16 protein-coding genes are annotated in these 23,590 nt (G+C 72.2%); 7 read left to right on the forward strand and 9 right to left on the reverse strand.

Going from position 1 to position 23,590, the window contains the following annotated elements; translation table 11 throughout:
- Window positions 1-2: 2 nt before the first annotated feature.
- Window positions 3-902 (reverse strand): WGR domain-containing protein, encoded by a 900-nt coding sequence (locus NQZ70_RS11740; RefSeq protein WP_129574302.1) that lies wholly within the window; start codon window positions 900-902, stop codon window positions 3-5.
- A gap of 550 nt (window positions 903-1,452) precedes the next feature.
- Here NQZ70_RS11740 and NQZ70_RS11745 point away from each other — a divergent pair.
- Window positions 1,453-5,340, forward strand: coding sequence for an RHS repeat-associated core domain-containing protein (locus tag NQZ70_RS11745; RefSeq protein ID WP_129574303.1), 3,888 nt, complete (start codon window positions 1,453-1,455; stop codon window positions 5,338-5,340).
- Complete coding sequence (locus NQZ70_RS11750) at window positions 5,337-8,024, forward strand: hypothetical protein (RefSeq protein WP_129574304.1); 2,688 nt, start codon at window positions 5,337-5,339, stop codon at window positions 8,022-8,024. The genes NQZ70_RS11745 and NQZ70_RS11750 overlap by 4 nt, the downstream gene beginning before the upstream one ends.
- Before the next feature lie 155 nt (window positions 8,025-8,179).
- Here the strand turns inward: NQZ70_RS11750 and NQZ70_RS11755 are convergent, their stop codons facing one another.
- From NQZ70_RS11755 to NQZ70_RS11770, 4 genes are all read right to left on the reverse strand, one after another.
- The gene (locus NQZ70_RS11755) at window positions 8,180-9,061 is read right to left on the reverse strand and encodes a DUF6544 family protein (protein ID WP_207217801.1); all 882 of its coding nucleotides are present in this window, start codon (window positions 9,059-9,061) and stop codon (window positions 8,180-8,182) included.
- Window positions 9,062-9,143: 82 nt separating this feature from the next.
- Complete coding sequence (locus NQZ70_RS11760; protein WP_129574306.1) at window positions 9,144-9,440, reverse strand: DUF2288 domain-containing protein; 297 nt, start codon at window positions 9,438-9,440, stop codon at window positions 9,144-9,146.
- Between the two features lie 198 nt (window positions 9,441-9,638).
- Window positions 9,639-10,640 (reverse strand): alpha/beta hydrolase, encoded by a 1,002-nt coding sequence (locus NQZ70_RS11765; protein ID WP_129574307.1) that lies wholly within the window; start codon window positions 10,638-10,640, stop codon window positions 9,639-9,641.
- Between the two features lie 614 nt (window positions 10,641-11,254).
- Window positions 11,255-13,798 (reverse strand): TonB-dependent receptor plug domain-containing protein, encoded by a 2,544-nt coding sequence (locus NQZ70_RS11770; RefSeq protein ID WP_129574308.1) that lies wholly within the window; start codon window positions 13,796-13,798, stop codon window positions 11,255-11,257.
- A gap of 151 nt (window positions 13,799-13,949) precedes the next feature.
- On the opposite strand from NQZ70_RS11770, the gene NQZ70_RS11775 reads away from it, so the two are divergent.
- A complete protein-coding gene (locus NQZ70_RS11775) occupies window positions 13,950-14,954 on the forward strand; it encodes a DNA/RNA non-specific endonuclease (protein WP_129574309.1) in 1,005 nt (334 codons plus the stop codon).
- A gap of 9 nt (window positions 14,955-14,963) precedes the next feature.
- Here the strand turns inward: NQZ70_RS11775 and NQZ70_RS11780 are convergent, their stop codons facing one another.
- Window positions 14,964-15,374, reverse strand: a complete 411-nt coding sequence (locus NQZ70_RS11780) for a nuclease A inhibitor family protein (protein WP_129574310.1) — start codon at window positions 15,372-15,374, stop codon at window positions 14,964-14,966.
- Between the two features lie 47 nt (window positions 15,375-15,421).
- Complete coding sequence (locus NQZ70_RS11785; RefSeq protein ID WP_165373913.1) at window positions 15,422-18,634, reverse strand: glycoside hydrolase family 97 catalytic domain-containing protein; 3,213 nt, start codon at window positions 18,632-18,634, stop codon at window positions 15,422-15,424.
- Between NQZ70_RS11785 and NQZ70_RS11790 the strand changes: the two genes are divergently transcribed.
- Both NQZ70_RS11790 and fbaA read left to right on the forward strand, forming a co-directional pair.
- Window positions 18,590-19,168, forward strand: a complete 579-nt coding sequence (locus NQZ70_RS11790) for a hypothetical protein (RefSeq protein WP_165373914.1) — start codon at window positions 18,590-18,592, stop codon at window positions 19,166-19,168. The two genes, NQZ70_RS11785 and NQZ70_RS11790, sit on opposite strands and share 45 nt — an antisense overlap.
- A gap of 276 nt (window positions 19,169-19,444) precedes the next feature.
- Window positions 19,445-20,518, forward strand: coding sequence for a class II fructose-bisphosphate aldolase (fbaA, locus tag NQZ70_RS11795; RefSeq protein WP_129574312.1), 1,074 nt, complete (start codon window positions 19,445-19,447; stop codon window positions 20,516-20,518).
- A 192-nt stretch (window positions 20,519-20,710) separates the two neighbouring features.
- On the opposite strand, the gene NQZ70_RS11800 is transcribed toward fbaA, so the two are convergent.
- The gene (locus NQZ70_RS11800) at window positions 20,711-21,124 is read right to left on the reverse strand and encodes a hypothetical protein (RefSeq protein WP_237245240.1); all 414 of its coding nucleotides are present in this window, start codon (window positions 21,122-21,124) and stop codon (window positions 20,711-20,713) included.
- 107 nt (window positions 21,125-21,231) lie between these two features.
- Complete coding sequence (locus NQZ70_RS11805) at window positions 21,232-21,636, reverse strand: hypothetical protein (protein WP_129574314.1); 405 nt, start codon at window positions 21,634-21,636, stop codon at window positions 21,232-21,234.
- A gap of 343 nt (window positions 21,637-21,979) precedes the next feature.
- Between NQZ70_RS11805 and NQZ70_RS11810 the strand changes: the two genes are divergently transcribed.
- Window positions 21,980-22,201, forward strand: a complete 222-nt coding sequence (locus NQZ70_RS11810) for a hypothetical protein (RefSeq protein WP_129574315.1) — start codon at window positions 21,980-21,982, stop codon at window positions 22,199-22,201.
- A gap of 110 nt (window positions 22,202-22,311) precedes the next feature.
- On the forward strand, window positions 22,312-23,589 hold the full coding sequence (locus tag NQZ70_RS11815) for an AAA family ATPase (protein WP_129574316.1): 1,278 nt from the start codon (window positions 22,312-22,314) through the stop codon (window positions 23,587-23,589).
- Window position 23,590: the final 1 nt, after the last annotated feature.

The raw sequence follows: 23,590 nt of genomic DNA on the forward strand, positions 1-23,590 counted from the left end.
ACTCACGCGGCGCGCATCCGGGCGATGCGCCGCGCGACGTGCGGGTCGCTGCCCGCGTCGAGGCCCGCGAGGTACTCCTTGAGCGATCGCCCGCGCTGGGCGAGGTGCGCCTCGAGGTAGGGCGACAGCGCCTTCCACCGGAGCGCCCAGCCTACCTCGGCGCTCATCGAGCCGTGGTGTGGCCGGTCGACGAGCAGCGCGCCGAGCCGGAGACCGAGCTCCGGGTCGCCGAGCTCCTCGAGCTGGCGGCTGAGGACGGCGAGCGCGCCGGCGGCCGGCGAGGTCGCGGGCGGCGCCTTCCAGGTGTCGCGCACGGCGCGCGCGAACGCGGCGGCGTCGAGCTCCGAGAGCAGCTCGATCGCGCGCACGAGCGGCAGCCGATCGGCCGCGCTCGGCGCGACGACGCGGGCCATGAGCGCGTCCATCGCGGCCGACAGCGCCGCGTCGGTCGCGGGGTCGAGCCCGCCGAGCGGCTCGAGCGCGCGGCGGGCGCGGCGGACGGCGCGCCCGAGGGCCCAGCTGCGCCGGCCGCGCGCGGCCGCGAGCGCGGAGAGCGCGTGGACGGCGGCTTTCCGCTGCGCCTCGGTGGCCTCGCCGGGCCGCACGCGCGGCGGAAGATCGAGCTTCGCCGGCGGCGGGGCGGCCTCGTCGCCGCTGGCCGCCGGGGCGCTGCCGGCGGGCGCGCCGCCCGCGGACGCGGCGACCTCCTGGTAGCCCTCCCGGAGCTTCTCCGCGATCTTCTTGTCGCGCTCGCGCGCGGCGGCCTCCGCGGTGGGAAACGCCTTCTCCTTGCGCTGCCCGGCGGTGCCCAGCCGGCCGTAGACGACGACGAACGTCGTGTCGTCCACGTCGGCCATCCAGAACTTGGCGCTCGTCCCCTGCACGAACTCGAACCGGCGCATGGGGGCGAGGATACCACCGGGCCTCGCCGGCGCAGCTGGGCTCGTTTGCGGCGGGACCGCCCGAGGCTAGGGCTCACGGGCTGGCGGCAGCGCTCGGGACCGGAAGGCCAAGCAGATACAGCGTATCGAGCTCCCTCCTCGTCGCCTCTATCCTCCCAGCGGAATGGTCGCGTCCGAGCCCTCCTGGAGCCTGCTCATGCCATCGATCGTATACGTCCTCGCGTTGGAGACCGTCCCGTTCACGCGAAGCGTAGGAGGATGATCGGGACGAGGTAGGTGAAGACGAGCTGCCACCAGGTCATGGGCTTCACCGCCAGTGAGATGAAGGGGCACATCACGAAGTTGCTCGGCAAGGCGGTCCACCAGAGAAAAGTGAGCGCTATTGTCGCATAGCTCGACGAGCTCGATGGGTCGTCGACTCGCCTGAGCCGAAATCAGGATTCGCATCGCCGCGGCGAGCTGCCCGTCTTCTGGCGGAAGACCCAGCCAGAGCATTCCATGAGGCCCGCGGCCGTTGCATCGCCGGGACGCGGTGGGACATCATGCAGCCATGGCCCGCACCGCTCCGGTCCCCAACATTCCCGCCATCCCCGGCATGAACCCCGGCGTCTTCATCCTGGGCGGCGGCGGGGGCGGCGGTGGTGGCAGCGGCCGGAGCGGCCGCGGCGGCGCGGGGAAGCAGGGCGCGGGCGGCGGCAATGGCGGCTCCAGCGCGAGCGGCGGCGGCAAGAGCGCGTCCTCTTCCTGCGGGTCGCCAGGCCAAGACGGCGGAGGATGCCCGAACCATCACGGCGGGAGGAACAGCGGAAAGGTGGCGCAGGGCGATCCGGTGGATGTGATCACCGGGCGGGTCTTCACCCTCCGCGAGACGGATCTCCACCTTCCCGGCCCGCTGCCATTCGAGTTCGCGCGCGGGTACTCGAGCACAGCGCGCGACCGCGACTGCGGGCTGGGCTTCGGGTGGACCCACACGTTCTCGTGGGAGATCGAGCTGCGCTCGCGGCGGTGCCTTGTCGCGACGCCCGAGGGGATCGAGATCGAGTTTGGACACGCTCCGAGCGATGCGGCCGTGATCGGATCGGATGGTTGGCTCCTCCACCGCGACGGGTATGAGCTCGTGCTCGATGCCCCCGACGGGATCCGGCGCCGGTTCGAGCGCGATCCCACGGACAGCCTCGAGCGACGATTCCGTCTCGCGCTGGTCCAAGACCGCCATCGAAACCGCATCGCGCTACAGTGGGAGGGCGGCAGGCTCGCAGCCTTGATCGACAGCGTGGGGCGCCTCGTTTCGCTCCGCTCCAGCGAGCGCGGGCAGATCGCCGCGCTCGAGGTCATCTCCCCGTCTCGCCAGCGGTATGCCTTCGCCCGGTACACCTACGACGAGGCGGGGCGACTCGTCGCCGCCACGGACGCCGACGGCCACACGACGCGCTATGCCTATGACGACCGCAACCTGCTTCGCGAGCAGGAGGCCCCGACGGGTGTCACCTTCTGCTACCGCTACGACGATGCGGCCCGCTGCGTCGAGACATGGGGCGAGATCCCGGGCGGAGAGGAGACGATCCTCGCCGCGTCGGTGCCGAAGTTGCTCCACGACGGGACACGCGCACGCGGGATCCACCATTATCGCTTCCTCTATGGCGACGATGGTTACACCGAGGTGACCGATCCGATCACATCGCACCGTTATGCGGGTACGGTCCACGGCAAGGCCGAGATGGCGGTGCTGGGTGGTCGGGTGTTCACGCGCATCTACGACGAGCGCGGACACCTGTGCTCGTTCACGGATCCGGAAGGTGCCACGACGCGCTGGGAGCGCGATCTCCTAGGGTTCGAGACGCGAATCGTCGATCCGCTAGGCCGGGAAACATTGATAGAGCGGCTCCCAGGGGGCGATATCCGCCGGATCATCGATCCGGAAGGTGGCGTCACGGAGGTGAGTTACGGGCCCGGAAGCATCGTGTGGGTCGATCCGATCGGGGCGACCTTCGAGCTCCGGCACGACGCCCGAGGCCTCCTGCGGGAAGCGGTGGCCCCCGACGGCCGCCGCACGCGCTACCGCCACGATCGGGATGGAAACCTGATCGAGGTAGCGGGCGAGCAGGGGGCGCGCTTTCATGCGACATACGACGAGCTTGGCCGGCGCACGTCGGTGACCGACGCCAAGGGCGCCGTCACCCGGTTCACGTGGAGTCCGGCGGGCAGATTGCTCGGCGTGACAGCGCCCGACGGCACGGCGGAGTGGGCGCGCTATGACGGTCGCGGTGTGCTGATCGCGACGACCGACGCGCTGGGGCGAACGACCGAGCTTAGGCGCGGCGGCACCGGGGTGCTCACGGAGGCCATTTTGCCTGATGGTCGCGCGGTCACGCTCCGCTACGACCGGCTTGAGCGGCTCGTGGAGATCCGTAATGCCCGTGGCGAGGTCTACACGATCGCGTACGATGCGCTCGGTCTACCGATTCACGAGCGCACGTTCGACGGACGCGAGCTCCGCTCGCGCTACGATGCATGCGGTCGGCTCATGGCTGTCGAGAGTGGGCACGGCACTCGCGTCGAGGTGGAGCGCGACCTCGCCGGACAGGTGGTCAAGCGTATCGATTCAGATGGGCGGGAGGAACGATTCGAGTACAACGGACGGGGCGAGCTGGTCCTCGCCGAGAGCGACGTCGGCACGTTCACCTTCGAGCGAAACGCGGCCGGCTGGGTGACACGGGAGGTGCAGACGGCCTTCGGACGCTCCATCGAGATTAGGACCGAGTACGATCTGCTCGGAGCCGTGGTCAAGCGCACGACGTCGCTGGGCCATGCGATGATGTGGCGACGGGACCGGGCGGCGCAGCGCGCCGATGTCGAGCTCGACGGGGGCGAGCGCGTCACGATCCACTACGGCGCCACGGGGCTCGAGGCGGAGCGGCGATTCTTGCGGGGTGGCGCGCGGGTGCAGTCCCGGTACGACGCGCTCGATCGGCTCGTCGGGCGGCAGCTGCTCGCGGATGTCGCGCGGCGCGAGGTACGGCCAGGCGAGCCGGATTGGGTCGGCCCAGGCGAGCCGTCGGTCCTCCTGGACCAGCGGTGGTCGTACACTCCAGCGGGCGAACTAGCGTGGGCGTGGGATGCCGAGCTCGGTGCCACACGCTTCGGCTACGACGCGTTGGGCCAGCTCCTCGCGGCGGTGCCGGAGCATGCCCAGAAGGAGCTCTTCGGGTACGACGAGACAGGCAATCTGCACGAGGCGGGCGAGGCGGCCCCAGCGCGCCTGTACGAGGGCGACCAGCTGGTCGTGCGTGGAGGAGCACGTTATCGCTACGACGAGCAGGGCCGCCTCGTGGAAAAGCGCGCTTCCGGGCCTGGAGGCGGTGAGCAGGTCACTCATTACACGTGGTCTCCGCGGGGCCTCCTCCTCGAGGTGCGCCGACCTGACGGGGCCATGGTGCGCTTCGCGTACGATGCGCTCAGCCGGCGGATACAGAAGGCCTTGTGGCGGCAGGCGCCGGACGGACGACAGGTGCTCGCCGAGGCGACTCGCTTCGTATGGGACGGTACCGCGCTGGTGCACGAGATCCGTCAGGTCGGTGACGCCGTCCAGCAGCGGACCTACGTGTTCGATGGGGAGGGGACGCCTCTCGCGCACCGCGACGTGTGCCCAGGAACGGACGGAGAGCATGCCGGCGTGTGGATACACTATCTGAACGACCTCACCGGCTCGCCCGAGCGCCTCGTTCGAGGAGATGGCCGGGGGGTCGCCGTGCTCCGCCGGACCCCGTGGGGGCAGGTCGCGCCCGTGAGATCGTCGGAGGTGACCACACCGATACGTCTACTCGGCCAGTACGCGGACGAGGAGACGGGGCTCCATTACAACTGGCATCGCTATTACGACCCGGCGGTCGGGCGATACATCTCGCCCGATCCGATCGAGATCGAGGGAGGGCTCAACCCGTTCCGGTATGCGTTGAACCGGCCCACCTCGCTGGTTGATCCCGAAGGGCTCATCTACTCACGGATCGTCGACCGGAGCGGCAGGGTGCTCTACGACGGGCGCAACCCGGGTGAGGGGGGGAACCTGAGCCCGCCCGAGCACATCAGCGACAAGCCTTGCGCCGAGGCGCAGGCGCTCACGCAGATGTCGGGCGACATCCGCGCGCAGATCATGGCAGAGCAGAAGAGAACGCCCAGTGAAAAGCGGCTGAATCCTAAGCAGATCGATCAAGAGGTCAACGCTCGCATCAAGAAGACATTTCAGGAGCAGGAGCTGAGCATCGAGACGTTCGAGAGCAAATACGATGCGGACAGGAATCAAGGGCGGGTCGACCCGTGCGAGCGATGCGGCAGCATGTTCCGATCGCTCGGCATCACCGACTCGGTCGTGGGCGCCAAGGGCAGGCGCGGAGAGTTCGGCGTTTACAGCAAGGGCGGCGGCAAGAAGAGGCGGAGATGACCGGGGTGCGCGACGGCAGCGCCGAGTCACTCGGCGTCGCGTTACTGGACGCCGCGGAGGCATCGCTCAGTGCCCCGCTGTCTGCGCTTGCAGCCTTCCTGGGCGCCCTCGCCTGGCCGGTCCGGTGGTCCGCAGGCCAGGCGCGGGCGCGGCGGGCGCTCGCAGCGTGGTTCGTCGATGAGGACACGCGACGCTGCGTGCTCTACGGCCCGGCGGGCGTGGGTAAGACGCTGCTCTGCGCCGCGCTCGCGGCCGACGCACGCATAGACGCGGTCACGCCGGTGTTCGTGCCCGCGGGCCGAGCCCAGGGCCTCGCGCTTTGCCACCCGGTGCTCGCGCTGCTCGACGCCATGATGCGCGGAGCGGAGGGCCCGCCTGCGCCCGCCGACACGGCGCGCCTACGCCGGTCCGTCGCGCAGCGGATTGCGAGCGGGCGCGAGGAGGACGAGCCGCCCTGGCTCCTCCTGCTCGATGGGCTCGATCAGGTGGTCCTCACGCCGGGGGAGCCCGACCTGGGCGTGCTGGAGGACGTGGGCGAGCGGACCCGCGTGCTGGTCTCGGTGACCGGCGGACTCGACGCTGCCCGCGAGTGGTGCGCGCGGCTCGGGGGGAGCGAGGCGGAGACCGCGTTCGTGGAGGTCGGGGCGTGGACGCTCGCGGAGGCGGAGGAGCTCGGTGTGGCGCCGGGAGCCCGCTGGGCGGCCGCAAATGAGGCAGGGCCGGGGGGGCGCGTCGCGGCGGTGCGACGGGCGCTGCGGCGCAGGTGCGACGGCGCGCGCGCCGACGTGGCGCTCGCAGCGCTCGCACGGCTGCTCGCGCCCGCCGAGGCCGAGGCGCTCGGCCTGATCGTCGGTGAAGATGCTGTCCGGGCGCTTGACGCGGCGCGGGAGGACCTCGCCGGCACGGTGAGGTGGATCCCGGGCGAGCGGCGCGCGGCCTTCACACAGGAGGCTCTGAGGGCCGCGTGGGAGCGACAGACAGCGGCAGAGGGCGTGCTGCTCCAAGCGCGCATCCTCGATCTATCCCGCGCGGCGCTCGGGGCTGCAGGTGCAGCCCCGGCTTACCTGCGCGCGCACGCGGCCGCTCACCTGACGCTGGCCGGCGCCGGCGAAGAGGACCTGCGGCGCATCGCCGATCCCGCGTGGGCGAGCGTGACGTCGGCGGCGCGCGCGCCGGAGGTGCTCGCGGACCTGCGTCGCGCGCGGCTTTCGCTGGAGAGCAGCGTGGAGCAGGCTGCGGCCGCAGGAGGGGCGCCGCACCGCGTGGCGACGGCGCTCGGGGCCATCGCGCGTTGCGCGATGGCGACTGCGGTGGCGGAGGAGCGCATCGCGGAGGCGCGCTGGGCGCCGGCTCCGCTGCTCGCCGACGAGGGGGCGCGGGCGGGCTTCGACGCGGCCCGCGCGGCGGCGCTCTGCTGCCTCTCACAGCGTGCCTCGAGCGAGGTGGGCGATGGGCTGGCGGCGGCGGCGCTCGACCTCGCAGAGCGCGTGGTGTCCACGGCGCCGCTCCTGAGCCCGGTGGCTGCGGCACATGAGCTGGCTCCGGTCGCCCGGGAGGCTGCCGCTCGCGGGCGACCGGAGCTCGCGCGCGCTGCGCTGGAGGTGCTCCGTCGGCATGAGGGCGCCGCCGAGCGCGAGGACGCCGAGCTGCTGCGCCGCGACCAGCTGATCTTGCTCGGCTCCGCGCTGCCGGCGCCGGAGGTACCGGCGTGGGTCGAAGGCGTCGTGGCGCGAGCCCGGCGCGGAGGCTCGTCGGCGAGCGCGCTCGCGCGGCTGGTGGGCGACGAGGGGCTCGCGCCGGAAATCGCGCTGGCGCTGCGCCACGGCCTGGAAGCCGCTTCGCTGGAAGAACGGTGTGCGCTCCTGGCGCGGCTGGTTCCGTGGCTGCCTGCGCCGGAGCGCGACGCCGTTATCGCCGAGGCGCTCGATGGCTGGAGGCGCTGGATGGCGGACGCGGACGGGGCGCCGCCGCTCGACCCCACGTCGCAGGATGTCCTCTCCTCATGGCTGCCAGAGTCGGCGGCGCTGGCGATGCTGGAGGACGTGCCGATCTGGTCTGTGGGGGCGCTCGCGGCGAGGTTCGCCGCGCTGGGCCACACCGAGCGAGCTCGCGCGCTGGTCATGCGGTGGATGGAGTCGCCTGCGTACTGCGCGCCGGCGCTGTTGCGGGTGGCCGCGGCTGCGCCTCCTGAGGCGCGCGCTTCGCCGCGAGCGGAGCTCCTTTCGCTCGTCGGCGAGCTGTCGGGCTCGCAGCGGGCGACGCTGGTCCGGGAGCAGCCTGCTGCGTCGGCGGCCGTGCTCGGCGCCGAGGTGACGCTCGCGGCTGCGGAGGCCGGCGCCGACGAGTCCGGGGCCTATGGCGCGCTCGCGGCGCTCGCCGCGGTGGCGCCGCAGCTCCCGGAGCCGTTACGCCTCCGGGCGGCACGGCGGGCCGCGGAGCTCTACCGGGACGATCCGGACAGCGATGCGCTCGCGCACGTGGCGAGCCTCGCCCCCTGGCTGGTACCCGCGGAGGCGGCGCGGCTGGTCGCGAGCACTCTGGGCGATGTCGCGCCGCGAAACTCCGTGGGCAGCGTTCTCTGCGGCTGGGGGGGGATCGCGCAGCTCGCGCCGCTGCTTGCGCGCGCGGGCGGCGACGAGGCGTTGCTCGCGGCCGCGCGCGAGGTGCGGGCCGCCCTCGGGTGAGGCGGCGTGCGGCGGTCCCGCGCGCGCCTCAGGAGAGCGGCGGCGGAGCCGGCCGGGCGCACCAGTACGAACGGCGCCACCACGAGCGACAGGAAACGCCGATGGAGCTGGCGCTCCCCTGCACGAACTCGAACCGACGCATGGCGGCGAACCTATCACGCCCTCACGCGCTCGGGGGCCGCCGCGCCCGGAGGCGCGGGCGCGACGTCGAACTCGATGTCTCCGTCGGCCAGCGTGAAGGTGGCATAGGCGAAGTCCCCGCTGGGCAAGTGCCATAGCGCCGTTCCGCCGCGCGCCACCGGCCTGCCATCCACGATCATCCACCCCGCGACGGGCGTCGACCAGCGCGCCTGCACCATGTCCCCTGGATGGTCGGGGTCACTCACGTAGCGGTCGGTCGTGCTGAAGTCCGTGACCGCGCCGCGCTCGTCGACGAACACGCGCGCCGCGACGGTCCTCCCGTGGTCGGTGAGCGCCACGTCGAAGGAGCCGTCGTCGACCGCCGTCCACGTCGTCTCGGGGCCGAGCACCATCGATGGCGCGAACAGGATGGCGTCGTTCAGGTAGGTGACGAGCTCGCCGGTGTCGATCTCGACGCTGGTCTCGTCGACCACGCTGATGGTGTCGAGCACGCGCCCGAGCATCCGGCCCTCGCCGCGCACGTACGTGTCGCGCACGAGCAGCGGCATGAGGCCGTAGCGCAGCCGCATGTGGAAGATGCGCGCGATCCCGAGCCGCGTGTCGTACTGCCACGCCTCGCACGCCTTCCACGGCTGGTCCGGCCGCGTGCGGAACACGCCGGTCCACCGCGCGCGGAACGACCACACGCGCGGCCGGCCGACGACCCTCATGAAGCGCAGGTAGCGCTGCGCCGTCGCGGGGAGCGCGGCGAGCTCGGCCTCGGTGACGCGAGCGCGCGGCCCCGGATCGCTGGCGAGGCCGGCCTCTGCGACCTCGCGGAGGAACTTCGCGCGCATGCTGCGCGAAGGCGCAAGGCCTGCGGTCGATGGGCTGCTGGACGTACGTTCGTTTTCCACGGAGGGCCTCCTCGGGAGGCGTCCGAGCAGGACCCGTGCCGCGCGGCCGCCCGATCGCCGCGAGGGGCGTCGCCCGGGCGCCTCAGGACGGCGGCGGAGAGGCCGGCCGGCGCACCAGCACGAACGGCGCGACCACGAGCGACAGGAACCGCAGGTCGAGCTGGAGCGGCCAGCGCGTGAGATCTTCGGCCGTGGGCTTGGTCAGCTTGCCGGCCGCGATCCAGGCCTGGACCTTGGCGGCGTCGTTCGCGGCGACGGCCTCGCCGACGTCGAGGAGGTCGAGATCGGCCGCGACGAGGATGATCCCGTCGCGGGCCACGTGGGCGCGGAGATCGGTCCAGAAGACCTCCCCGAGCGTCTTGGCGAGCTGTTCGCGCATGGGGGGCAGCATAGAGCCCCGGCGGCGGCCGCCAAGCCGGCAAGGCGCCGCGGGCGGCGGCGCGCCTCGCGAGCGCCGAGCCGCGGAGGGGGCCGCTCTCGGGCAGATGAAGGGAGGGTGACGCGCCGCGCTGAGGCGCGTGCGCTCAGCGCCGCGCAGCGCCGGCAGCGCGCGATGGGCTCGGGCTCGCCTCGAGCGCTACCAGCCCATGTTGTGGTGAATCCAGCAGTCGATCTGCTCCCAGCCGATCGGCGTGCCGCGGTGGCCGTTGAGGATGTGGCCCGTGTCGGGGACGATCGCCTTCGTGACCCGCGCGGCGCTCGTGTAGAGCGCCGCGTCGGAGTTCACATAGGACGCCGGCTGCAGCTCGTCCGTCTCCCCGAACTGGATGAGCACCGGGCTCGTCACGCCCTGGATGCCGGCGAGCGAGGGGTCCTCGGAGACGGCGAGGAGGCTCAGGAACTGCCCGCGCGTGTACGTGTCGGCGATGGTGGCGTTGTCGAAGGCGATCAGCGCGGGATCCGCGTTCGCCGCGTCGTAGAAGATGTCGGTGCGGATCTCCGGCGGGATCGCGATATAGGGCGTCTGCAGCAGCGCGGAGATCGCCTCCGGAGGGACGGGGATCGGGTGCGGCGTGAACGCAAAGCCGGTGTTCACGAGGACGTCCGCGTCGTTGTACTTGCTCTGGACGAACGTGCTGATGATGGCGCCGTTCGAGTGGCCGACGAGCGCGATGCGCGTGAAGGGCGTCTTGAAGACCCCGCCGCGGGTGCGCATCTCGGTGAGGACCTGATGCACGCTCTCGGCCGTCTCTTCCAGGTCGAGGAAGTCGCCGTCCGGCCGGCTGCTCTCCCCGGCCCCGAGCATGTCGAGCGCGAGGACGGCGTATCCCTCCTTCGCCATGTGCCGGGCATAGGAATAGTCGCGTCCGCGGATCGACGGGATGTCCCAGTACTTATGCGTGTAGGTGAGCCCGTGGACGAGCACCTGAAGCGGCCGATACTTGTAGTGGTCGCGATAGTAGAGGTAGCCCACGACCTCGTATGTGTTGCCGTCGGAGAGGGTCACCGGGAACACCAGACGCTCGACCTTGGTGTGATGGCTCGACGACGACGCCTCGGCCTTGCTCGCGGGGAGAGAGGTGGCCGCGAGCGCCGCCGAGAAGAGAACCGTGCTGAGTGTGCGGGAATACAAATTCATCACTTGACCCTCATGGTTGCGGTAGGTGATGGGAGGTGAGGCAACGTCTCTCGCGGTGCGATACTCCGTGGTCTCTCAGCTCCAACACCACCTCGCAAGGCTCGCAAACACTGGACCAGAAAGCGTCTGATCCACCAAGATAGCTCACGACCCCTGCTCGCGCCGCTCTCGAACGGCATTTCTTAATGAGTTTCGTCTCGGGGGCGATGTCCGTGTGGACCGCTGGACCCGGCCGTCCCGCGGACGCGGCGCAGACGCCGCACGAATAGTTGCGTTGTGACGCAATGATTTGCGTCCGCGGATGACGCGGATGAACGATTCCCTGCAGATGCCGGCGCCCACATCCCGTTTCGGCTGCCGTGCTGGTGATAATTTTACTGCTATGCTTCAAGGTTCTTTGTCATCCGTCATGGCCAGGCGCCGCCGTCACCGCGTGATTCCGGGGTGATGCGCTGGTGTGCGATTTTCGCGGCCGTACTGCACTCCGTCGGCTCGCGCATCGGTGACCAGCCCGAACGGGCGTTTCCGGGGATCCTCGACCCCAACGCGGGCGCGCTTTGCGGGGGCGCGGCGCGCAGGCGCGCGCCCGCGGAGTGTGGCAAGGTCGATGCCGCTCAGAAGCTCGCTTCGACGCCGAGGCTCGGGATGACGATGGGCCCGAGCTCCTCCGGCTCGCAGCCGCGCAGGATCGAGCACTCGTATTGCAGCGTCTCTTTGCCGGCCGTCGCGTTGAGCGCCTCGACCGTGAGCGAGATGGTTCGTCCCTCCCTGAGCACCCACCGCTTCTCCAGCCGCAGATCCAGCCGGAAGAACGCCGGCAGCCGCTCGGGCAGGCCCAGCCCTCGTACGTACCGAGCGATCTGCGCGCGCAGCCGCTCGCGCCGGCGGATGTCTTCCTCGGTGTCGGGGCGGTCCTTGCCGTCATCGGGTCGCTGCCCGTTCAGGGCGTCGTTCCCCCAGAGATCGTAATCGATCGTCATCGGAAGGCCGCTGTAGAACACCGCCCGGCCCCCGAGCTTCCAGCCGAGGCCCAGATCGACCGCGGCGGCCGCGTTGAGCACGTGCCGGCGGTCGAAGGCCGAGTCGAACGTCTCGCGGCCGACGTGGCGGACCGAGCGCGAGAGCGTATACGACACGAACCCTCCGACCCGCTTCGACAGGCTGCGATGCGCGTGGATCTCCAGGCCATGGGTGCTGCCGGTGCCGCGCAGCTCCGCCCGCTGCGCGAGGCCGATGTCGGTGCCGTGCAGCCGGTTGCCGAGGGCGTCGCTGAGGTCGAAGAACCCGCTCCGGAACGCGGTGATCGTCGCCTTGATCCCCTCGGGGAGCCGGAGCTCGACGCCGGCGCTCGCGAGCAGCCCGGTCTGCACGCCGCCTCGCAGGCCGCCGATCTGCAGGCCCGGCACGGCGCCGAGGAAGCTCGGCGGCTGGTGGGTCACGCCGAAGGCGCTCAGCAGGGCGAGGCTCCGCGTCGCCTGCAGCCGCGTGGCGAGGCGCGGATCCACCGTCGCCGCGGTCTCGCCGCCCGAGGAGAAGAGGTCGCCGCGCACGCCCGGCACGATCTCGAGCGCGGGCGCGGGGCGCACGACGACGTCGGCCCAGAGCCCGGCGGCGAAGTCCTCCCGGGTCGTGAACAGGCGCGCGAGCGCCCGGTCGTTCCGGCTCGGGAAATCCCCGTCGTTCTCGCGGATGTCGATGTCGAACCGCTCCAGCTGCGCGTCGGCGCCGGCGCGCACGGTGAGCAGGTCCGACGCGGGCGCGGACAGCTCCACGCGCGCGCCGAGGAGGCGCGCGCTCCCGGCCCGCTCCCCGTCCTGGTTCGAGCTCTGCTCGTAGCCGAGCGTGACGGCGTGCCGCAGGCGGCCGCCCCGGCGGAAGAACCGGTCGTAGCGCAGGTCGAGCCGGTGGAAGTCGCCGGCGAGGACCACGTCGGTCTCCCCGTCGTCCTCGATCTCGGCGAGGTAGTCGTGCGACCCGAAGGCGAAGAGCCCGACCCGGTCGTACGGCGAGAAATCGTAGGTGGCGCGCGCCTGGTAGTCCCAGTACCCGAGCTCCACGCCGGGCGAGAAGAGCGAGAGGAGCGCGCCCGGGTAGGCGTAGCGGCCGCCCACGAGCGCGGTGCCGCGGCCGTCGGCCCAGGGGGCCTCGACGAGGACGCCGGCGTCGAACAGCCGGACGTTGGCCTCGCCGTGGAAGAGGCGCGACGGCTCCCTCGTCTCGCCGGCGATGACGCCGCCCGTGTAGCGCCCGAAGCGCGCCGGGAAGCCGCCGGGGTAGAGATCGACCCGCTCGACGAGCGCCGGGTGGATCACGCTGGGGCCGAGCGCCACGTGGTAGAGCAGCGGGACGCGCACGCCGTCGACGAAGTAGCCGACGTTGCCGGGCGGCGCGCCGCGCACGAAGAAGTACGGCACGCCGGAGGCGATGGGCGTCACCCCGGGCATCGCCTCGACCGCGCGGAACGGGTCGCCGAACGCGCCCGGCATCTGGCGCACCTCCTCGCGGGTCATCGAGGTCGTCATCGGCGCCGCGCGCTCGCCCACGACCACGACGTCGATGGCTTGCGGCGGCGGGGGCGGCGGGGGCCGCGCCGGCGCGGGGCTCGCCAGGGGCGGCAGCGGCCCCGCGGCGGCCGGCGGAGATGCGGCGGGCGCAGCGGGCGCGGTGGGCGCGGCGGGGCGAGGGTCGCGGAACGTCACGCGGAACAGGATGCGCGCGCCGATGGGCTGCCCGTCGCGGCGCGCGGGCTCGAACCGCCACGACGGCGCCGCGCGCGCGGCCGCGCTCGCGAACGGCTCCGCGCCCTCCGCCTCGACCGCGCCCACCGTCCCGTCGGCGCGCACCGTGATGCGGAGCACCACGGTCGCATCGCCGACGCCGCCGGGCGGGTAGGGCGGGTCCGTGGGGCCGAGCGGCGACGGCATGGTGACCTGCGCGGTCTGCGCCGCGGCGGCGCGGGGCTGCCCCTGCGCGGGCTCTGCCGTCGACTCGCCTTCCATCAGCGTCAGGAGCGCGCCGGCCGCCGCGGACGCGGCGATGGCCCGGCGCCGGCCGCGCGACGGGCGGCGATCCGCCGAGCGGGAGGCGCGCGGCGCTGCGGCGGCCGCGGCGCCGGTCGGGCTCCGGCGTCGCAGCTCCCTGTCCTCCGGCTCCTCCATCGGCGCTCCAGAAACCATGGAGAGTCGCGGCGGCATGCTCAAGCGAAACGCGCCGCCTCCGTCGCGCGCTCCTCGCGGTCGGCGCGCCGCGCCGCGCTCGCCGCGCTGGACGCTGGCGCCCTCGCTGCCGTAGAACGCTGCGAGCGTCGACGTGGGCTCGAACAGGAAGCGACAACGGAAGTCCTGGGGCTCGCGAGCGCTTGTCGCGCTCGTCGTCGCCGGGCTCAGCGCGGCGGGGGTCAAGTGCGGCCTGGAGCGCGTGCTCGAGGAGCTCGGCCTGGGCGGCGGCGAGGACCGGCCCTCCAAGCCGTCTCCGTCGTCCGGCCGCTCCAGCAGCCCCTCGCCGCCGAAGGGCGCCCCGACGAAGGGCGCGCCCTCGCCGCGGCCGCCGGCGCAGAGCGTCCACCTCGAGCTCGGCGTGCCGGTCCGCACCGGGGCGCAGGCCGCCCGGGCGGAGGCGTCCGACGATCACCTGATGATCAAGCCCCAGTACGCCCTCTCCTACAACCGCTCCAGGAACGTGGCGAACTGGGTCAGCTGGCGGCTCGACGCGGCGTCGTTCGGCGACGCGCCCCGCTACCGGGGCAAGTTCCTCGCCGACGCGGCGCTGCCGGACGGCTGGTACCGGGTGCAGCACGACGACTACACCGGCTCCGGCTTCGATCGCGGCCACATGGTCCGCTCCGAGGAGCGGACGCGGACCCCCGACGACAACAAGGCGACGTTCCTCCTCACGAACATCCTGCCGCAGCGGCACGACCTCAACGCCGGCCCGTGGCTCCGGCTCGAGGAGGCGTGCCAGGAGCTCGCGCAGAAGCAGCGGCGGGTGCTGTTCCTGATCGCCGGCGGCCTCTTCGAGGGGCGCGCGCGCCCGGCCACCATCGGCAAGGGCGTCGCCGTGCCGGACGCGTTCTTCAAGGTCGCCGTGGTCCTCGAGCCGGGGCAGGGGCCGGACGACATCGGGCCGGCGACGCGCGTCATCGCGGCGGTGATGCCGAACGAGGCGGGGATCCTGGAGCAGGGCTGGGGGCAGTACCGCACGACGGTGGACGAGATCGAGCGGCGCGCGGGCTACGATTTCCTGACCGCCCTGCCCGAGGCGGTGCAGCGCGCGCTCGAGGCGCGCACCGACGACGGGCCCGTAGGCGGCCGCTGAGCGGCGCGATCAGGTCTCGACGACCCTGGTCTTCAGCCCGAGCCACGCGCCCGACGGGTGGCGGCCGACGACGTAGGCGTCGATGTCCACGCGCCCCACGCGGTAGACGCGGAGATCGGTCAGGTGGCGCTCGAGGAGCTCCGCGAGCTCCTGGTACCGCCCGGCGTCGGCCTGCGCCGCGTCGCCGGCCTCGGCGGGGGGATCGAGGACGGGCGCGAAGAAGTCGTCGAGGGTCGTGACCTCGACCGGCGCCTCGGCGGCGAGGCCCTCGGCCGCGCGGAGCGCGGCCGGCGTCGACGCGTCCCCGCGCGACAGGAACGGCTCCAGCGGGTGATCGGACTCGCTGGGGAAGAGCAGGCTCTGCGCGGCCTCCCCCAGGGAGGCGAGGATCTCTTCGGGCGACGCGGAAGGGGCCTGCATGCGGATCTCCGGAGGGCGGCGCGGCGAGGGCGGGCTCGCCGCGGGGGTCATTCTACCGTGAAGCCGAAGGCGTACGGCGCCTGCATCGGCACGCCGTCCGCGCCGAGCGCGCTCCTCACGTCGGAGACCACCACCTCGTAGGCGCCCGGCGCGAGCGGCTCGGCCGGCGTGAAGACCAGGCGGCCCGGCGCGGCCTCGACCACGGCGCCCGCGACCGGCTCGCCGTCGCGCGCCACCTGCACCGAGCCCTCGTAGCCGCCCGCGCCCTGCGGATCGACGTCGCCCGAGAAGCCGACCTCGATCGCGGGCGCCGCCGCGACGACGTCGCCGTCCGCGGGCGCCGTGCCGGACACGAGCGGATCCCGCCAGGAGCGGACCCCCTTGTCGATGTCGGGGAGCGCGCCGTCGTCCCACGCCGTGGAGGTGTTGTCGACGACCTGGGGGCCGCCGCCGAGCGGGATCGACACGGCGCGGTTCCTGACCCCGGTGATGCTCCCCCACCACTCCACGCGATCCCAGGTGCCGCGCGCGTACTTGTACTGGAGCTCGGTCCCCTCGGGGATCTCGACCGTGGTTTCCCAGATCCCGCCGCCCACGCGCGCCATCGGCACGAGGCCCGGGTTCCACGGGCCGAGCGCGTCGATGTTGCCGGGCACGTAGATCGTGTCCAGCGCGGGCGTCTCCGGCGGGGCCCAGACGCGGAACGTGACGGCCACCCGGCGGGGCGTCGCCGCCTGCACGATCTCGTTCGACGCCGGCGACTCGGCGCCGTCCGCGTGCACGGCGCGGACGATGTAGAAGTAGGTCTGGTCGGCGGTCAGCCCTGCGTCCGTGAACGTCGTGAGCGCGCCGTCCACCTCGGCGTGCGGGGCGTCGCCGTAGAGCCCGCCGGGGAGGTGCCGGTAGACGCGGTACGCGACCGCCCCGGGCACCGCCCCCCAGGCCAGGTCGATCGAGGCGGCGCTCGCGCCCGTGACGCGCAGGTCGGCCGGCGCCTGGGGCGCCTCGTCCCGCGGGATCACCGTCACGGTCACCGGCGCGGCGTCGCCCACGGCCACGCTGACCGGCCCGCGCCCGGAGAGCCGGATCTCGAAGACCACCGTCGCCGTCGCGTCGGCGTTGATCCGGAGGAAGCGCGCGTCGACCGGCGCGCCGCCCACGATGAGGCCGACCGTGTCGCCGCCGACGAGGTTGCCCAGGTTGGTCACCTCGGCGGTCACCGCGACGACGTCGCCCTCCACGGCCACCGCCGGCAGCGCCACGTCCTCGACCACGTAGCGCGGCTCCCGGTAGTCCTCGAGGCTCGCCGTGTCCTCGGCGGTCGCCGGGCGGAGGCGGACCGCCTGGCCGCCGCCGGCCTCCATGGCCGCGACGAGCGTGTCGGCGGGCCTGACCAGGAACCGGCTCCGGGCGACAAGGGTCGGGTTCGTGTCGTAGTCGGCCTCGGCGTCGTCCGTGTAGGTCTCGGCGACGAACAGGCCCTCACCGAGGAAGTCGAGCGGGATCCGGAGCGCGCGCGGGGCGCTGTCCGTGCCGCTCCCGAGGTACCAGTCGCCCCCGCTCCGGCGCGCGACGGTCGTGTGCTCGCCGATCGCGGCGTTCAGCACGCGGGTCTCGTCCCAGGTCACCGGCACCTGCTCGATGAAGGCGAGCTCGGGCTGCCCCTCGTAGTGCTCGGGGACGTCGGTCACCATCTGGAGCCCGCTGAGCAGGATGACGTAGAGGGCGAGCTGGTGCGCGCGCGTCGTGTGCACCCGGGCGGGCGGGTTCCCGGCGAAGGGGCTCTCGGGGATCTTCTCCGGCGCCCAGAGGACGTCGAAGATGCCTGGGTTGTAGTCGACCGGGCCCCCGAGCATGCGGGTGAAGGGCACGGTCAGCGTGTGCGAGGCGGGGTTGCCGTCGCTCCAGGCCTCGTACTCCATGCCGCGCACCCCCTCGCGGCTCATGAAGTTGGGATACGTGCGCTCCTCCCCGGTCGGCTTGATGGGCTCGTGCGCGTTGACCATGATCTCGTGATCCGCGGCCCGCCTCGCCACCTCGGCGTAATGGTTCACCATCCGCTGGCTGTAGTGGTGATGGCCCGGGATGCTCCCGACGTATCCTGTCTTGATGGCGTGGATGCCGAGCGACTCGTAGAGCCCGAACGCGTCGTCCAGCTGGGCCTCGAAGCCGTCGACGTTGGCGCCGGTCTCCATGTGCGCGACGAACCCGACGCCGCGCGCCGCCCCGTACGCGACGACCTCCTCGAGGTCGAAGCGGTCGTTCGACGCGGTGTAATCCATGTCGGTCCAGCTGCCGTCCCAGCCCTGGTTCCAGCCCTCGACGAGGACGTACGGGATGCCGTGCTCGCCCGCGAAGTCCATGTAGCGCTGCGTGTTCTCGGTCGTGGCGCCGACGTGCTCGCCCGGCTCCCAGGTCGACAGGCCCTTGTGGATCTCCCACCAGACGCCCATGTACTTGCCCGGCCGCAGCCACGACAGGTCGCCGTCGCAGATGGCGCACGGGTCGTTGAGGTTGAGGATCATGTGCGACTCCAGGAGGCGCCCGGCGCCGGTGCCGATGGTCAGGGTGCGCCACGGCGTCTCGAAGGGCAGCGTGATCCGCGCCTTGACGGCGGAGCTCCCCGCGCCGCTCTGCGCCGGCACGAGCGCGCTCCGGAACGCGTGGGGGGCGCCCGGGAGCGCCTCCAGGGTCATGGCGGCGTAATCGTCGAGATCGGCCTCGTGCACGGCCACGTAGAGGTCCTCCGCCAGCTGGACCGTCATGGGCGTATTGGCGTTCTCGACCGCGCTGAGCGCGCCGCGGTTGTACAGGGACTCGTCGCCCTCGAAGTCCGCGCGCGTCCACCAGGCGGTGCCGTCCGAGGCGAAGCGAAACTCGGTGTCCTCCGAGGTGACGGCGAGCTCGCCGAGGCCCTCCTGCGCGGGGATGACGTACCGGAGGCCCAGCCCGTCGTCGAAGACGCGGAACACGACGTCGAGGCGCATCGCCGGCGCGCTCGACGCCAGGTGAACCGTGAGCTCGTTGTAATGGTCACGGACCTCGGAGGCGGCGCCCCACACCGGATTCCAGGTCGAGTCCACGGCCCGCCGATCGGCGCCGGTGACGCGCGCGCCGCGGCCGAGCGGCCCGAGATCGCCGAGGGCGAGGCCGAGCGCGGAGTCGGCGAGGATGGCCCTGCCCGCGCGCTCGACCGAATAGACGGGGACTCCGCCGTGGACGTCGAACGTCACGACGATCTCGCCGCCGGGAGACGTCACGCGATGCGCGTCGCCCGGCTCCCCGCCGCCCTCGCCGCCGAGGCCACCGCTGCCGCCGAGACCACCGCTGCCGCCAAGGCCACCGCTGCCGCCGAGACCACCTCTGCCTCCGGCACCGCCGTCGCCGCCGAGGCCACCGCTGCCGCCGGCGCCGCCGAGGCCACCGCTGCCCCCACGGCCGCCCTCGCCGCCCCGGCCGCCGCCGCCTGCCTGGCCGCCGCCAAAGCCACCCTCGCCGCCAACGCCGCCGCTGCCCCCCTGGCTGCCGCCAAAGCCACCATCGCCGCCGAGACCGCCTCCGCCGGCGCTCTGTCCGCCCCCGGTGCCGCTCGGTTGATTGTGCTCGTCATCACCACAACCCGCCACCAGGGGGACGAGCGACGCAACCAGGCCGAGCCAGGCGACCCGAGTGCGAATCCTTTTCGCGATCGTTGCGCATTCGATGGTCATGGGCGTGCTTCCGCCATGGCCCACCTCCCCGGCGGCGTCAATCGCGAGCCGTCCGCTGAGTCGATGGTAACCTATCGAAATTAAACGGTTTTTCTCGGTAAGTACCCGGGCGGCGCCCTGGAGCGCCGGTTGCGCTTGACATCTCAGGAAGGTTTCGATTCCGCTTCGTCCCGCGCCGTCACCGCGTGACGCAACGCTCCTCGTCCGCGGCTTGCGGCACGGGAGAATCCGCTTGCTCCCGGAGCTTCGGCGATGGTACCGGGACGCGCCCGCCCTGGGGATCCGATCCACCCTTCCGCTTTCCGCCCTCGCGTTGCATGCTCAGCGCAACCCGAGCAAGGAACAAGGATTCAAGGTGCCATGTCCAAGATGAAGCTCAAGCCCGGCGTGATCACTGGTTCCGCTCTTCAGGAGCTGTTCGAGTACATGAAGAGCGTCGAGTGCGCGCTGCCGGCCGTGAACGTGATCGGCTCGCACAGCACGGTCGCCGCCCTCCAGGCGGCCCGGGAGGCCAAGAGCCCCGTCATCGTCCAGTTCTCGAACGGCGGCGCCCACTTCTTCGCCGGCAAGTTCCTGGACAACAAGGGCGAGAAGGCCGCCATCGCGGGCGCGATCGCGGGCGCCCACTACGTGCGGAACCTGGCCGAGGCCTACGGCGTGCCGGTCGTCCTGCACACGGACCACGCCGCGAAGAAGCTCCTCCCGTGGATCGACGGCATGCTCGAGCACGGCAAGAAGTTCTTCGAGAAGAACGGAGAGCCCCTGTTCTCCTCGCACATGCTCGACCTCTCCGAGGAGCCGCTCCACGAGAACCTCGAGATCTGCCAGAAGTACCTGCGGCAGATGGCCGCCATCAAGATGACCCTCGAGATCGAGCTCGGCGTCACGGGCGGCGAGGAGGACGGCGTCGACAACAGCGGCATCGACAACGCCAAGCTGTACACCCAGCCGGCCGAGGTCCTCGCGGCCTACGACGCGCTGAAGCCGATCGGCAACTTCACGGTCGCCGCGTCGTTCGGCAACACGCACGGCGTCTACAAGCCGGGCAACGTGCAGCTCCGGCCGCCCATCCTGAAGAACTCCCAGGACGCGATCCAGAAGGAGCGCAAGACGGGCGCGAAGCCGGTCGACTTCGTGTTCCACGGCGGCTCCGGCTCGTCGCGCGAGGAGATCCGCGAGGCGGTGTCCTACGGTGTCATCAAGATGAACATCGACACGGACACGCAGTGGGCCTTCACGCAGCCCATCAAGAAGTACATGGATGACAAGGGCGCTTACCTGAAGTCGCAGCTCGGCAACCCCGAGGGCGATGACAAGCCCAACAAGAAGTACATCGACCCGCGGGGCTGGCTCCACCTCGGCGAGAAGGGCGTGGCCGCGCGCCTCGTCGAGGCGTTCAAGGACCTGAACTCGTTCGACAAGTTCGAGTTCTGATCCGCGGCGGCGAGGGGCCCCGCCCACCCGGGCGGGGCCCGAGCCGCCCGGGCCGCCGGCGGATCGCCGAGCGAGCCCCGGCGAGGCGGGCCTGCATGCAAGTCGCTCGTTGCGCGCCGGGGTCGGTGCGGCCTCGGCGTGCGCGTCGCGAGAGAGCGCTGGTTCCGGCGGCGCTGCCGGTCGTCTGCGGGCTCAGGAGGGCGACGGGTGCGCCTCGCGCAGCGAGCGGACGGCTCCGGCGGGGGCGGTGCGGCGGCGGGGCAGCCGGGAGAGCGGCAGACCGAGGAGGCCGAGGGCGGTGAGCTCGATCCCGAGCGCGGGGAGGAAGGACGACCCCGCGAGCTCGCTGACGACGAGCTGCACGAGGACGAGCGGGGCCGCGATCGAGACGAGCGTTGTCCGGTACGGGATGCCGTGCAGCAGGGCGAGCAGCACGCCGACGATCCCGACGGTCAGGCACCCGTCGGTGGCGGGGAGCAGGGCCAGCGCGCCCGGGGTGCGCAGCGCGACGCGGATCCACAGGAGGGCGCCGCTGCCGAGGAGGAGGAGCGCGATCGGCAGATTGCCAGAGGAGCGGGTCGTGATCGTCTGGGTCTGGAAAGCCATGATCACCGGCCGAGAGCACGCCATGTGCCCATGACGGGTCGCGGGCGAAGGCGGCTGCCCGCGCGCGGGGAGATGCACGGATTGCGCGTCGGCGCATGCCGTGCGCGTCAGGGCGCCGGAGGGCCCGGCGGGTCGCCGGGGTCGGCGCGCTCGCCGCTGCGGGCGGGATCGACGGGCGAGGGGCCGCTGCGGGCGGGATCGACGGGCGACGGGCCGCTGCGCGCGGGATCGATGGGCGAGAGGCGGATGCCCAGGTTGAGGAGCTTCACGCAGTCCTGATCGCACGCGGGCTGCACGCCGGGTAACCGCGAGCACCGCGCGACCTCGACGAACTCCCCCGAGCGCCCGTCGGCGATCAGCCGGCACCGCACCGGGGTGCCGGTCCGCGGGCAGACGAGGGTGACGTCCGAGGCGCGGTAATGCCGCCGGGCGAGCAGGCGTCTCGCCGCGACGACCACCGCCCCAACGCCGCCGGCAGCCGCCAGCAGCACGATCAGCCAGTCTGCTGCCATCGTGACCCCTCCGAAACGCTGCGTGTCCAACGCAGCAAGCGGCACGCCATCGGGAGCGCCGGCGTGAGGGCCCAGGCACGGCGAGCAGCGCTCCCTCGCCGGTGCACGCCGTGCGCCCTCCAGCGCAGGGCGTGCGCCACGGCGCGAGGACCGAGCCGCTCGGCCCGCCGGCTGCGCACCCGCGGGTCGGAGGAGCGGGGCGGAGGCACGCGGGATCCACGGCAGGAGGCGAGATCGGGTACGGTCCGGACGGCTCGTCGCGCCCGTGCCGCGGCGCGCCCTCGCGCGGATCGTCGATTGCAAAACCCCTTTCATCGGCCGAGGGCCGCCGGAGGAGGGCACGATGACCTGTCGTCTGGATGCACCGGAGAAGCTGGCGTGGCTCGAGATCGAGGGGGGCGGCGTGGAGCCACAAGAGGTGCGCTGCCCGAGGCGAGAGGAGACGATCGACGTGCGGGCGTGCCTGGCGTGCGAGCGCTACGCGACGCTCGCGATCCATCCGAGCGGGAAGAAGATCTACGTCGTGTGCGAGCCGCTCGACGACGCGCCGGACGAACGCGCGTAGCGGCGCGAGGCGCGCCGGCGGAGCCGGACGGGCGGTGCAGCGCACCTTGAACGCCCGGCGAGGACGTGCGAAAGCCTGTCGAGCCACGAAGGCGTCCGGAGAGCGTCGCGATGACCCCTCGCCCCAAGCCCACCCGCTCGGCCTGCTTCCAGCCGGACAACTACGTCGATCTGGCGCTGTTCACGAACCGGGAGGAGCTCCTCAGCGACTTGGTGGAGAGGCTGAAGAGCGTCCTGGAGCCGGGTGGGCCGGGGCAGGCGAGGATCCTGGTTCGCGGGCATCGCGGGGTCGGAAAGTCGATCCTGACCCGCAAGGCGCTCGACACGGTCATCTCGTCGCCCGGCGCGCTCCGGGTCATCGTGGACGGCGCCCAGACAGGCCACGGCCCTGACGCCGTTCTCAAGCGCATCGCCGCCGACCTCGGCCGCGAAGCCACGGAGAACGCGAACGACTCGGCGCTGCAGAAGGGCGCGGAGCTGCTCCAGCGCTTCGCCGCGCTCACCAAGGTCAGCGTCAAGGAGGTTCGCCAGTGGTCGCGCAACATCCAGCTCGGCGCTGCGGTGAAGTCGAAGCTCGTCGAGAGCGTGCAGGTCGAGTTCGGCATCAGCGGCGCCGCCGGCCGGGTCCGGACCGTCGAGGAGTCGTACGAGCGCGCGGTCGACGCCGATTTCCTTCGAGATAAGGTGCAGGACTTCCTCAGCGATTGCCGGGCCGCCGGGGAGCACGTGGTCCTCTTCGTCGACAACCTCGATCAGGTCGGTTACGCCGAGATCGAGGAGGACGTGCGTCGGGTCACCGACCTGGCGAAGGCCATCCTCGGCTTCCGGGACTGCGTGGTCGTCGCGAACCTCCGGACCGAGTTCGTGTCTGCGGACCTGCGCAAGCTGTACTCGAACGAGGTCGTCGTGAAAGGTCTGGAGCCCGAGGAGCTCCTCCGGATCGCGAAGACGCGGATGGGCACGGCGGGCCCCGACAAGCGCCTGGCCCTCAAGGAAGCCGGATTCGAGAAGCTGGCGGCGACGCTCGCCTCGTGGACCACGAACGCCTGGGGGTATCTCTCGTGGCTCGCGGACCTCGACTACGAGCGGATCGACTTCCCGCCCGATGACGGGGATCGCCTGCGCGAGGCCCTGCTCCGGATCGCGGAGAATCGGTTTGCCGGGCTGCGCGGCGAGGAGATCCGCCGCGTCGCGGCGGCGTTCAAGCACGCGCCGCACCAGTTCCTCACCGGCGTCGAGCTCGACACGCACGGCGTGACGCAGGAGCTCCGCGAGCGCGCGCTCCGGTACGGCGCTCTGGTCCCCGACTGGCTGCTCAGCCCGGATCGCTACATGCTCTCGCCCGGGCTCCACTTCCTCTGCGAGCACGCGGCCGGTCAGGCTCCCTGAG

The sequence above is a fragment of the Sorangium sp. So ce836 genome (assembly GCF_028553905.1).
Taxonomy (GTDB): Bacteria; Myxococcota_A; Polyangia; order Polyangiales; family Polyangiaceae; genus Sorangium; species Sorangium cellulosum_D.

Bases quoted from the DNA above. Each gene is read 5' to 3' on its own strand.
- NQZ70_RS11750 (WP_129574304.1), top strand. From the start codon at position 5,337: ATGACCGGGGTGCGCGACGGCAGCGCCGAGTCACTCGGCGTCGCGTTA.
- NQZ70_RS11770 (WP_129574308.1), bottom strand. From the start codon at position 13,798: ATGGAGGAGCCGGAGGACAGGGAGCTGCGACGCCGGAGCCCGACCGGC.
- NQZ70_RS11760 (WP_129574306.1), bottom strand. From the start codon at position 9,440: ATGCGCGAACAGCTCGCCAAGACGCTCGGGGAGGTCTTCTGGACCGAT.
- NQZ70_RS11765 (WP_129574307.1), bottom strand. From the start codon at position 10,640: ATGAATTTGTATTCCCGCACACTCAGCACGGTTCTCTTCTCGGCGGCG.
- NQZ70_RS11780 (WP_129574310.1), bottom strand. From the start codon at position 15,374: ATGCAGGCCCCTTCCGCGTCGCCCGAAGAGATCCTCGCCTCCCTGGGG.
- NQZ70_RS11805 (WP_129574314.1), bottom strand. From the start codon at position 21,636: ATGGCAGCAGACTGGCTGATCGTGCTGCTGGCGGCTGCCGGCGGCGTT.
- NQZ70_RS11740 (WP_129574302.1), bottom strand. From the start codon at position 902: ATGCGCCGGTTCGAGTTCGTGCAGGGGACGAGCGCCAAGTTCTGGATG.
- NQZ70_RS11800 (WP_237245240.1), bottom strand. From the start codon at position 21,124: ATGGCTTTCCAGACCCAGACGATCACGACCCGCTCCTCTGGCAATCTG.
- NQZ70_RS11745 (WP_129574303.1), top strand. From the start codon at position 1,453: ATGGCCCGCACCGCTCCGGTCCCCAACATTCCCGCCATCCCCGGCATG.
- NQZ70_RS11815 (WP_129574316.1), top strand. From the start codon at position 22,312: ATGACCCCTCGCCCCAAGCCCACCCGCTCGGCCTGCTTCCAGCCGGAC.
- fbaA (WP_129574312.1), top strand. From the start codon at position 19,445: ATGTCCAAGATGAAGCTCAAGCCCGGCGTGATCACTGGTTCCGCTCTT.
- NQZ70_RS11810 (WP_129574315.1), top strand. From the start codon at position 21,980: ATGACCTGTCGTCTGGATGCACCGGAGAAGCTGGCGTGGCTCGAGATC.